Below are 12078 nucleotides of genomic sequence, written 5' to 3'. Positions count from 1 at the left end.
GGTTTGAAACCATTTTAGTTTTTGGGATGGTTTGATCTTGTACTGCATAAATGATAAACTTCTGAAAAAAAAATATCATGTAATGGTAGAAAAGGAAACCGTACATATGCTCCATTATTTGAAATTCGTCGGGGCTTTTTCTATTACCAAAAGATCCAGGGACGTCATCGAGTCACTTAACTATGCGGCAGAATTATTGAACGATCCACAAAATTTGGTGTTGATTTTTCCACAGGGTAAGCTATTTTCAAATTATGTTGATGATGTTCGTTTTGATAAAGGGGTGTTCAGAATAATGCAAAAAGCGCAGATAAACTTCCAGTTGGTGTTTGCTTCAACATTTATTCAGTATTTTAAGCATAAAAAGCCCACTGCAACCGTTTACTTAAAAAGCAACATCGAAAAGTATACAAACATAACCGAGCTAAAAGCGGCTTACCAGCAACATTACAGCAGCACAAAACTGCTTCAAACCGAATTTGATATATAAAGTGACCGTAATTATATTAATCACCCTTTTTTTTATCGTTCTGCGTTTCTCGGTAACGCTGTTCAATTTTATATCCGATCCTAAATTGCGCCGCGTAGGCAAGCAATACAGCGATATGGTTTCTATTCTGATCCCCGTACGAAATGAAGCTGATAATATTTTAACCCTGCTCAAATCCATCCATCAACAAGACTATCAAAATTATGAGGTTATCATACTGGATGATGGATCAACTGATGATACTTTTACGGTTTGCTCTGTGTTCAATAAAACACACCCAAAGTTTAATGTAATTAAGGGCGRCGGGCTGCCCGCAGGCTGGATAGGTAAAAATTACGCCTGTCACCAACTGGCCCAACAGGCAGGCGGTAACTATTTGCTTTTTTTAGATGCCGACGAGCAGATAAAACCAGGCCTCATCAATAGCGCCATACACCGGATGCACCTGAACAAGCTGGGCCTGTTAAGTCTTTTTACCAACCAGGAAATGGTGACCATGGGCGAAAAGCTGGTAGTACCCCTGATGCATTTTGTATTGTTAAACCTGCTGCCGGTACGATTGATTTCCCTGGTGAAAAACCCATCAATAGCGGCGGCCAGCGGGCAATTTATGTTGTTTGATGCGATGATTTACCATGAGGAACAGTGGCATAAAGCCGTAAAAGATAAAGTGGTTGAGGATGTCGAGATTATGAGGCTAATAAAAACCAAAGCTTACAATGGCGAAGCTTTGCTGGCCAATGGTATGATAAGCTGCCGCATGTACAAAAACTATAATGAAGCAATTAATGGTTTCAGCAAGAATTTTTTGGCGGCGTTTAATTACAGTGTTATCGGTTTTTTAATTTATTTAACGCTGGTTATCATTTTCCCGATGATACTTATCATGACGCTGAATTTTCCATTGATACTATTTATGTGTGGCCTTATTATCCTAACCCGCATTATGATCTCATTGGAGTCGGGGCAAAATGCGCTATACAATGTAGTACTGCATCCGCTGCAAATATTTAATATGCTGCTTATTGCAGTGCTATCTATCCAGAAGCACCTCACCAAAACAACCGTATGGAAGGGGCGCAGGATTTGAACAGTCAGTTATCAACAGGCAGCACAAAAACCGAGCGTGTTGCCATTATTATTATTGTGTTGTTTCATGTAGTAGGATTGATCGGTTTTATCATCCCCTCTTTAACAATACTTTTCTTAAAATTGGTACCCTGGCATTTAATGCTGATGGCAGGTGTAATTGTTTACAGCCATAATCAACCAAGCGCAAAATTCTTGTTATTTGTGTTGCTTGTTTTTACTATAAGCTTTTCGGCCGAGCTTATTGGTGTAAACACCGGTTTGTTATTTGGCAATTATAGCTATGGTGAAACTCTTGGGATTAAACTATTTAATATCCCCCTGATGATTGGGATAAATTGGTTCCTCCTTATTTACGCTGCAGGTGTGCTCATGCAAAGAAGCCGTATCAGGAATGTTTTCTTCCGGATTATAACCGGAGCCCTGGTACTCGTTCTCCTTGATCTGGTTATAGAGCCTGTCGCCATTCACTTTGACTATTGGCATTGGACTGGAAATAGTGTTCCGCTAAAAAATTATTTCTGCTGGTTTTTATTAAGTACTGGAATGCTTTTCATCTTTGAAAGGTTTCGGTTTAAACCGCAAAACAAAGCCGCTGTGGTATTGCTTATAATTCAGTTTGTGTTTTTCATGATATTAGGATTGATTTAGATTTATTATTCAAATACAAGTTACAGACTTTGTTAATTCCTTAAATCCTGTCAAAAAATCAACAAATACAACAAAATCATTAAATCAAGGTTATATTTGCAACATAATGGGAGCGTACAACTTACAGGTTACTATCGATCAGGATTCGGGCTTTTGCTTTGGGGTAGTTTACGCCATTGATATGGCCGAAGAAATACTGGCCGAAGATGGCTACCTGTATTGCCTGGGCGATATTGTACATAATGATGAGGAAGTCGACCGCTTAAAAGCTCAGGGGCTACGGATAATTGACCATACCGAACTAAAGGATTTGCATAACGAAAAGGTGCTTATTCGTGCCCATGGCGAAGCCCCCGATACTTACCGTACCGCTTTAGAGAATAACATTACCCTTATTGATGCCTCATGCCCTGTAGTTTTAAAGCTGCAAAACCGTATAAAAACATCCTACGACTCAAACGAGAAAATTCTCATATTTGGTAAGCACGGCCACGCCGAGGTAATAGGCCTTGAAGGACAAACCAATAACGAAGCCCTGGTTTTCCAGGATATTGCCGAGCTGGATAATATAGAGCTGCCCCACAACATTACGCTTTACAGCCAAACCACCAAGAGTATGGAAAAGTTCTATAGCGTAAAAGACGAGTTGATTTCAAGGGGATATGATTTGAAGGCCAATGATACCATCTGCCGCCAGGTATCAAACAGGGATAAGGATTTGCCAAAATTTGCTACACGCTTTGATAAGATTGTTTTTGTATCAGGCAAAAAATCATCAAACGGAAAGGTATTGTTTGAGGTTTGTCGCAAACATAACCCCAACACCTATTTCATTTCGTCAACCAGTGAATTGGAACTATCCATGTTTTCGCCAACTGACACGGTTGGTATAGCCGGCGCCACGTCAACTCCTATGTGGTTGATGCAGCAGGTAAAAGCCGCCATTGAAAATTTTTAACAGCACGCTTTTTGCTGTTACATCAATCACATGCAAAAAAGGCCCTCACATATTGGTTTACTGATTGCCATAGTCGTAATAGGTTGTTGGGCCGCATGCATCATCCAGTTAATGCAATGGCGTTTCAGCTTTACAAATCCACTGGTTTACCTATTTATTTTGGTGCAAATGCATTTGTATACCGGGCTATTCATTACCGCGCACGATGCTATGCATGGCACTATATCGCCCAATCGCGGCATTAATAACTTTATTGGCTATCTGTGCACTTTTCTATATGCATCTTTCTGGTATCCGCAGCTTTACGCAAAACATCATTTACACCATAACCACGTTCATACAGCGCAGGATCCGGATTATCATAACGGCGGTTTCTGGAGCTGGTATGTAACGTTCATCCGCAATTACTTATCTATATGGCAAATTGTGGTGATGGCTGTATTATTCAATATTTTAAAAATGTGGATTCCGCAGGCCAACCTCTTGCTTTTTTGGGTAGTTCCTTCGCTGTTGAGCACCTTACAGCTGTTTTACTTCGGCACTTACCAGCCACACAAAGGTGAACATGATAATAAATATTTTGCCCGCAGCCAGGCTAAGAATCATGTATTGGCTTTTTTTAGCTGCTACTTTTTTGGCTATCACTATGAACACCACGATTCGCCCGCTACCCCATGGTGGATGTTATGGAAAAATCGTCTTCAAAAAACAAAGAATGGTCAATTATAGTGTTTTGCAGATGCCCATTTTGTTTTGACCTTACCCATTGCAGGCTTGAGAGAGGTATTCCTTTAGCTTAACTTAGAAACAAATTTTCCTTTATCGCCGGTATAAAGTTGTTTTTAAGGGCAGTATCAAAAAGCAGCTTAATTGCTTTTCTTCCATCTTCGCCCAGTTCAACAGAATACTTGTTTACATAAAGTTCGATGTGCTTGTACATTACCGCTTCACTCATTTCCTGGGCATGTGAGCGGATAAACTCCAGCCCCGATTTGGGATTGGCAAAAGCAAACTCAATCGATTTGCGTAATGCCCGGTTCAGTTTGTGCTGAATAGCTGTCGGCAGGCTACGGCTTGCCACTATGCCCCCAAGCGGAATAGCACAGCCGGTTTGTTTTTCCCAATGATCGCCAAGATCGATGATCTTTTTTAAACCCTTATCCTGGTAAGTAAAGCGGTTTTCGTGAATAATAAGGCCAATATCTACCCGCGCCTCCAATACAGCATTTTCAATATCCGAAAAAACAAGCTCAATTTTGTTAGTAGCGTTCGGGAAGGCATTGCCCAATAAAAAATTAGCGGTGGTATACTTGCCAGGTATTCCTATTAGGGGTTGCGGATTGCCGGTTTCCAGTTGCGTAAGCAGTTTTTCAGGGTCATTTTTACATATCAGCATTGGCCCAACTCCAAATCCTAATGCGCTGCCAGAATCAAGCAGTACATATTTATCGGCCACATAGGCAAAAGCGTGGTAGCTTAGTTTAGTAACATCCAACTCACCGCGAAAGGCTTTTTGATTAAGGGTTTCCACATCATCATAAAAAACCTCAAACTCAAGGCCTTCGGTATCAATTTTATGATGTATCAGGGCATCGAAAATAAAGGTATCATTAGGGCAGGGCGAAAAGCCGAGGGTTAATTTCATAATATAAAGTGTAGTATATATAACCTGATTAAAGCTTAATGACAGCATCGATCAGATCAATAGCAAAGGTATTTAGATTTTTTATGGCGAGTCCTATCTGCCAGCTATCGCGGTTACGTTTTTCTACATAATTTGACACAGCCCTGATTTGCATACACGGCGCATTAACCTGTTGGCATGCGTAAAAAAAAGCCGCCCCTTCCATGCTTTCCAACTGCGGATCTAAACGGTCCTGTACTTTTTTAATAGACAACTCATTCCCATGAACAGTATTTACTGTGATGGCCCGCACCTTTTTCAGTGAAAAATTACCTGCAACTTCTTCAAGAGTAGTTGTGGGCTTATAATTAACTTCGCCAAAACCTAAAACATTCATGGGTATAAATTGCTCATCATCTTCGGCGCCTGTTTCTGCAAAGGTATCTTCGGTAACTTCCAACACAGCGCCCGGTTGAATGTTCCTGTCGAAGCTGCCGGCGATTCCCAGATTTATTACCAGGTCGTATTTGGGCAGTGTAAGATGATGGCCAAGCGCAAAAGCAGTAGGCACCATGCCTGCTCCGGTTATAAGCACAGCTATTTTATTACCAAAGTATTTGTTAAGAGGTTCTATCTCAGGGGCGGTCGCGGCAACTACCAATATAAGCATATGGTTTTTAAATGTTTTGATGAAGTTTTTGCGTACTAATATAAAACAACTCGCCTGTTTTTGTTTTGTATATTTGCACTCACGATATATTATGATGATACATATAACGCGCAAGGAACATTTTAATGCCGCTCACCGGATGTACCGTGAGGAATGGAGCGCTGAAAAAAACAATGAGGTATTTGGCAAATGCGCCAATCCTAACTGGCATGGTCATAACTACAACTTGTTTGTAACCGTTAAGGGCGAAGTTACGCACGCAACCGGTTATCTTATTGACCTTAAAGAGTTGAAGATTATCATTAACGAATTTGTTATTGAAAAGCTCGATCATAAAAACATCAATAAAGATGTTGATTTTATGGCGGGTAAAATGGCATCAACGGAATTACTTTGTATAGAAATATTTAACCAGCTTAAAGCGCCTATTGAGGCTTATGATGGTGTATTTTTGCACTCGGTTAGATTGTATGAAACTGAAAATAATTCGGCCGAGTATTTTGGCGGATAACTTTATAAAATGATTGACAAAAACCACATCCCCGACCGTGATGATGATATTGACGGTTATACCAAGGTAGACAGATATAATCCTCAACTGATTGAAAGCCTATCAGCCAATTATCTTAACGTTTTAAAACAGATCGGCGAAAATCCCGAACGTGAAGGTTTATTAAAAACCCCCGAGCGCATTGCTAAAGCCATGCTTTTTCTTACACATGGATATGATCTGGATGCAAAAACAATCATGAGCTCAGCTATGTTCAAGGAGGATTACAGCCAGATGGTTATTGTTAAGGATATTGAGGTGTACTCTATGTGCGAGCATCATATGCTGCCATTTTTTGGCAAGGCGCATATTGCCTATATCCCTAACGGATATGTTGTAGGCCTGAGTAAGATACCCCGTATAGTTGATGTTTTTGCCCGCAGGCTGCAGGTGCAGGAACGGCTTACCAACGAGATTCGTGACTGTATCCAGGAGACGCTTAACCCTTTTGGTGTTGGTGTTGTTATTGAATGCCGCCACTTGTGTATGAGCATGCGGGGGGTACAAAAGCAAAACTCCGTAACTACCACATCGGCATTTACAGGTGAGTTTTTAAAAGAAAAAACGCGTACCGAATTTTTAAATTTGATAAGTTCTAAGTTGGGTTAAGCCCTCCGGCCCTCTAAAGGGGGAATACGAAGAGCTGATAAATAATAACTATTATAAACATAAAAATTCCCCCTTTAGGGGGTTAGGGGGCACATGAAAGCATATATTTTTCCGGGACAGGGTGCCCAGTTTGTAGGTATGGGTAAAAATCTTTATGATCAATCAGAAAAAGCCCGCGAACTATTTGAAAAAGCCAATGAGATATTGGGTTTCCGCATTACCGATGTAATGTTTGACGGCACCGCCGAAGACCTGGTACAAACCAACGTAACCCAACCGGCTATATTTTTGCACTCGGTTATTTTAGCCACCGTTTTAGAGGATGACTTTAAGCCCGAAATGGTTGCAGGTCATTCATTAGGTGAGTTTTCTGCCTTGGTAGCAGCCGGCGCTTTATCATTTGAGGATGGTTTACGTTTGGTAGCTGCCCGTGCCAATGCCATGCAAAAAGCATGCGAACTGCAGCCATCTACCATGGCTGCAATTTTGGGCCTGGATGATTTTACTGTTGAAGATGTTTGCCAACAGGTGAGCGATGTGGTAGTAACCGCAAATTACAACTGTCCTGGTCAGCTGGTAATATCCGGTACCATTGCCGGGGTTGACGCGGCTTGCGAAAAACTGCTTGCAGCCGGGGCAAAAAGGGCTTTAAAGCTTAAAGTGGGTGGCGCTTTTCACTCTCCATTAATGGAGTCTGCACGGGTTGAGCTGGAAGCAGCTATTGTTGTTACCGAGATTAAATCGCCGGTTTGCCCTATCTACCAAAATATAGATGCCAAACCATATACCGATCCTGCACTTATAAAACAAAATTTAATAGCCCAGCTTACAGGAGCCGTGAAATGGACACAAACCGTTAAACACATGATGGAAGATGGAGCAACCTCCTTTACCGAGGTTGGTCCGGGCAATGTATTACAAGGCCTTGTAAAAAAAGTTGACAGGGCCATGGTTACTGAGAGTGCCGAGCTAACGCAATAACTTTAAAAAGCACTGTATAGTGCTTTTTGTTTTTTAAATCATTTTATCTGATAATAATTTGACCGCATCCGGAAAAATACGTTTGTTGCTTACCCTGATAGGTATTGGTTTATTGTTTGCGGCCATTATTGTCCAAAAAACATATACCCCAATAAATAACCTGTTGCAAACAGCGCAAACACTTGAGGATAATTTACATAAAAAAGAAGCTTACGTTAATAAACAAATAACCGATAAAGTACAGTTTAATAAATTTAAAACGCTTACCGATAATGACCAGGATGCCATTAACAGCATTAATGATTTTACTACCCAAAAGAACATTTGGTTTGTAACTGCTTATAAAAACCGGTTAAGCTTTTGGAGTGGCATTAAAGTTTTGCCTGATAGCTTAGATGCTATTAAAGAAGGGAATTCGTTTATTAAGCAACCTAATGGTTACTACGAGGCGATTAAAAAAACTGAGGGCGATTTCTCCGTTATCTTTTTCATCCCGGTAAAAATTAACTATGCATTTACCAACCAATACCTTCAAAATACCTTCGCAAGGGACCTTACTCCCAGTGACAATATTGAGATTGCCAATTTTATTGACAAGGATGTTTATAATATACATAGCATTAATAATGATTACCTGTTTTCTGTAAAACAAAAGCCAGGGGCCGTTAACGATGCCTTTATTTATTACGAGTTAGCAATATGGATTTTAACAATCGTAACACTTTGCATTTTAATCCATAATATTTGCTGCTATGTAGCTGCAAATGGATATGCCTGGTTATCCGCAGTGTTTATGGGGCTGTTTATTGTACTGCTCCGATTTGTTAACTTACATTATCACCTCCCCGATTTTAATGGAATGCTCAAGGTCTTTGATCCTAAAATTTACCATTCCGGTATTTTATATCCTTCTTTGGGCGATCTTTGCATCAATATATTATGTGTTTTTTGGTTCGTTGCTTTTGTATACCTGCAACGGCGCCGCCTGTTTACTATTGTATTTGGCAATGTTGCCGGCTATTTTACGGTAATAAGCTGTATATTACTGCTTATAGCTGTTTCTACATCACTATTAAGATTGTTTTATGATCTTGTTGTTAACTCAGACATCAACTTTAATGTAAACAATGTACTTAACCTGTCTTCATTCAGTATTCTGGGTGTTTTAATGCTCTGTTTTAGTTTCCTTATTTTTTACCTGATTGACGAGGTTGTACTTTTTCTGTGCCTTAAACTGCATGTTCCAAGATCGCACCAGGCATTTTTGTTCGCAGCAAGCATTATCATCACTACAATTGTTTTTGCTTTCTACCATGAGTTTACTGTGTTTTACCTGTTGTGGATGTTGTTGGTCATGATCAGGGCGTATGGCTTTATATATCAGGGTAGCAGGCTTACCACAAGTACTTTTTTAGGCATCCTTTTAATATGTGCCCTTATTTCGGCCATTAGGCTTAATCATTTTGAGAGCATTAAAGAAGAACATATTCGCAAGGGAGTGATACACAAGCTGGAAGAACCCGATGACCGTTCGGCCGAAAACTCTTTTAAAATAGTAGAAGGCAGGATTGTTACTGATACGGCTATCATACGCTACTTTAAAGAAAATGTGCATAATATCGAGTACCTTAAAACTCGTTTTCAAAAACTTTATTTTGATGGTTACTTATCAAAATATGGCCTTAAAGTACATGAATATGATGCGATGGACCAGCCAATGTCCGATGATAATTTTTCGCTGAACGTATTTAAAGACCAGGTGGTTTATAGTTCGTTTAAGGTGTCGGCTTATTTTTACCGGATCAACGAGTTGTTTGGATTTCAGAGTTACTTTGCTATACTGCCTATAAGCTACAGGCACCAAAAACTGGGGACATTGGTGGTTGAGTTTAAGTCAAAACCGCTGCAATCGTTAGTAGGAACTTTTCCTGAGTTATTGATAGATGGTAATTTAAAAAGTGAGGATGAGCTTAAGGATTATTCATATGCGTACTATATCGATAATAAGCTGCAAAGTCAAAAAGGGAATTATGTTTACTCCCTTAATAACACCGATTTTAATGGCACGCTTAAAAAGTATACTGTAAAAACAACTAAAAGCAATAATCCCGAATGGTACAATACCTTTACCAAGTATGAGCACCTGATATATAAACCCACTAAACGTAATTTAATAGTGGTGAGCAAGGAGGTAAATCCATTATATTATAGTGTAACTTCCATTACCTTCTTTTTCTTGGCTTTGCTGATATTTAGCGCCGTCGTCATAATTTTAAGGGGAGCCTGGGTACGTATCAGAATATTAAGTATTAAAGATGATAAGATCCGCTGGACTTTCAGGATAAATTTTGATAAGGTACTTTATAAAACCCGCATCCAGTTTGTGATGATATTTGCGGTAGTGGTTACGCTTATAGTTGTAGGTTTTATCACTTTTATATCTATTGGTAACCAGTACCAAAAACAGCAGGATAAACAGATCCGGGATAAGATTACCAGCATTACCGAGGCATTCCAAACAGGCATATTAAACAAATACATTTATAATGTGAATGAAAAAAGCCAGGTTGACTTCAATGACCTGGCCAAAACCTACTCAACCGACCTGATATTGTTTGATACGAATGGGGTACCCCTGGTAACAACACAGCCCAAAATTTACGAATATGGCCTGGTAGCAAAAAAAATGAACTCCAGGGCCTATATATTTTTAAGCAAGCTGCAAAAAACCGAGTTTGTGAATGACGAGCGTATAGGTGAGCTAAGTTATAAAGCGGCCTATGCCCCTATAGTAACTTCAGGTAACAAAACAGTTGCTTATGTGCAATTGCCTTATTTTTCTAACGAGGCCGACTACAAGGAACGAATCAGTTCGTTACTTAATGTAATGATCAATGTATACGCGCTGGTTTTTATCGCCATAGGTTTGTTTGCTATTATTATTGCAAGGCAAATTACTACACCATTAAGCTTTATACAGGATACCTTGAGCAGAACCATATATGGTAAAAAGAATGAGCCAATAAAATGGCAACGTAACGACGAGATAGGGGCCCTGGTTAAGGAGTATAACAAAATGATATCGGCATTGGAAAATAGTGCCAACAGGCTTGCCCAGTCCGAACGTGAAAGTGCCTGGCGGGAAATGGCCAAACAGGTTGCCCACGAAATTAAAAACCCTTTAACGCCTTTGAAGCTGGGCTTACAACTGCTTGATAAATCATGGCGGGATAAAGATCCTAAATTTGATCAAAAATTTGAGCGCTTCAGCAAATCATTTGTTGAACAGATAGAAAGCCTGTCGTCAATAGCATCCGAATTTTCGGCATTTGCTAAAATGCCCGATACCCGTATCGAGCCTACTAACATTTTTGATATGCTAAACCAGGCAGTTACCATTTTTAAACAGATGGATAATATTCACATTAGTTTTCACCCGCCCGAAACGCCATTTATCATTAATGCCGATCGCGATCAATTGTTACGTTGCTTTAATAACCTGTTAAAGAATGCCATTGAAGCCACACCACCCGACAGAAAAGGGCTGATAGATATCAATTACCTGGTAACCAGTAAAAACGTGTTACTTACTATAAAGGATAACGGTAACGGCATCCCCGAAAACATGCGCGAAAAAATATTCGAGCCCAACTTCACCACCAAAAGCTCGGGTACGGGGCTGGGGCTTGCCTTTGTTAAAAACTCTATCGAGAATGCCAATGGCAAGATATGGTTTGAAACTACTATTAATATCGGGACTTCTTTTTACCTGAGCTTTCCAGCCGCGTAATTTAGGCGAAAGGTAAAGGGCGAAAGGTTAAAGGTAACTTCAGCTTTGCTTATTAAAAGAGTTCAAAGTCAACTGTTATTGCTTTAAAACCTTTTGCCTTTGACCTTCTGGCTTTAAGCTTTAACGAATTTCTTCACCGTTTCAGTAACATGCGCCAAATGATGATTACTGTGCCATGCATAAAGTGCAAGTCCCTTTTTAAGCGAAACAACATCGCCTGATGCCGGGTGTACAAAGGTGCGTTCCCATTCGTTTTCGGTAAAACTTTCAAACAGGGCCACCATATGAATGTGGATTCCTTCCAGTATTTTTAATGACGGTTCAACAGGCAGGCGATAATCTGGTAATAACGCCCAGTCGGCTTCCTCGTAGGGTTTTATTATGGGGTTGCTTTCGGTAAGCGCCAGTTTAAAACGGGTAATAGAGTTCATATGGCTATCGGCCAGGTGATGGATCACCTGCCTCAATGTCCAGCCTCCTGTGCGGTATGGGGTATCCAGTTCCTGGTAATTTAGACCGGCTATGGCATTGCGCAATTTGCCGGGCAGTGTACGCAGGTCATCAATCCACTCGCGTATGTTCTCATCGGTGTATGATGCCGGGGGAGCGAATTTCCCTATAGGGTATTTCATTTGTTCGTCTGTCATAAGCTTTAAAAAAAATTAA

At 40.2% G+C, this 12078-nt stretch carries 11 protein-coding genes and 1 pseudogene; 9 read left to right on the top strand and 3 right to left on the bottom strand.

From position 1 onward, the window contains the following. Positions 1–19: 19 nt before the first annotated feature. The 5 genes and pseudogenes from AC1DPZ_RS00745 to AC1DPZ_RS00725 all read left to right on the top strand — a co-directional run. A pseudogene (locus AC1DPZ_RS00745) lies at positions 20–490 on the top strand (1-acyl-sn-glycerol-3-phosphate acyltransferase); the annotation flags it as partial. 1 nt (position 491) lies between these two features. Beyond that, entirely contained in the window at positions 492–1580 is a 1089-nt protein-coding gene (locus tag AC1DPZ_RS00740) for a glycosyltransferase family 2 protein (protein ID WP_477400545.1), read from the top strand. Beyond that, the gene (locus AC1DPZ_RS00735) at positions 1559–2230 is read left to right on the top strand and encodes a carotenoid biosynthesis protein (RefSeq protein WP_477400543.1); all 672 of its coding nucleotides are present in this window, start codon (positions 1559–1561) and stop codon (positions 2228–2230) included. Before AC1DPZ_RS00740 ends, AC1DPZ_RS00735 begins: the two co-directional genes overlap by 22 nt. 106 nt (positions 2231–2336) lie before the next feature. Next, a complete protein-coding gene (locus AC1DPZ_RS00730) occupies positions 2337–3188 on the top strand; it encodes a 4-hydroxy-3-methylbut-2-enyl diphosphate reductase (protein ID WP_477400542.1) in 852 nt (283 codons plus the stop codon). Between the two features lie 30 nt (positions 3189–3218). After that, positions 3219–3917, top strand: a complete 699-nt coding sequence (locus tag AC1DPZ_RS00725) for a fatty acid desaturase (protein ID WP_477400540.1) — start codon at positions 3219–3221, stop codon at positions 3915–3917. Positions 3918–3984: 67 nt separating this feature from the next. Here the strand turns inward: AC1DPZ_RS00725 and AC1DPZ_RS00720 are convergent, their stop codons facing one another. Next, positions 3985–4833: a menaquinone biosynthesis family protein gene (locus AC1DPZ_RS00720; RefSeq protein WP_477400539.1), complete on the bottom strand. Its 849-nt coding sequence runs from the start codon at positions 4831–4833 to the stop codon at positions 3985–3987. Positions 4834–4861: 28 nt separating this feature from the next. Next, a complete protein-coding gene (gene mqnB, locus AC1DPZ_RS00715; RefSeq protein ID WP_477400537.1) occupies positions 4862–5482 on the bottom strand; it encodes a futalosine hydrolase in 621 nt (206 codons plus the stop codon). Positions 5483–5576: 94 nt separating this feature from the next. On the opposite strand from mqnB, the gene AC1DPZ_RS00710 reads away from it, so the two are divergent. The 4 genes from AC1DPZ_RS00710 to AC1DPZ_RS00695 all read left to right on the top strand — a co-directional run bounded on the left by AC1DPZ_RS00710 (position 5577) and on the right by AC1DPZ_RS00695 (position 11412). Further along, positions 5577–5993, top strand: a complete 417-nt coding sequence (locus AC1DPZ_RS00710; RefSeq protein WP_477400546.1) for a 6-pyruvoyl trahydropterin synthase family protein — start codon at positions 5577–5579, stop codon at positions 5991–5993. Between the two features lie 9 nt (positions 5994–6002). After that, entirely contained in the window at positions 6003–6641 is a 639-nt protein-coding gene (gene folE, locus AC1DPZ_RS00705; protein ID WP_477400536.1) for a GTP cyclohydrolase I FolE, read from the top strand. A gap of 93 nt (positions 6642–6734) precedes the next feature. Then, a complete protein-coding gene (fabD, locus tag AC1DPZ_RS00700; protein WP_477400534.1) occupies positions 6735–7622 on the top strand; it encodes an ACP S-malonyltransferase in 888 nt (295 codons plus the stop codon). A 58-nt stretch (positions 7623–7680) separates the two neighbouring features. Then, positions 7681–11412 (top strand): ATP-binding protein, encoded by a 3732-nt coding sequence (locus AC1DPZ_RS00695; RefSeq protein WP_477400533.1) that lies wholly within the window; start codon positions 7681–7683, stop codon positions 11410–11412. 113 nt (positions 11413–11525) lie between these two features. Here AC1DPZ_RS00695 and AC1DPZ_RS00690 read toward each other — a convergent pair whose 3' ends face one another. After that, positions 11526–12059: a YfiT family bacillithiol transferase gene (locus AC1DPZ_RS00690; RefSeq protein ID WP_477400531.1), complete on the bottom strand. Its 534-nt coding sequence runs from the start codon at positions 12057–12059 to the stop codon at positions 11526–11528. Positions 12060–12078: the final 19 nt, after the last annotated feature.

The sequence above is a fragment of the Mucilaginibacter sp. P4_G9 genome, from assembly GCF_056400985.1.
This window is presented reverse-complemented; position numbering and strand designations above follow the sequence as displayed.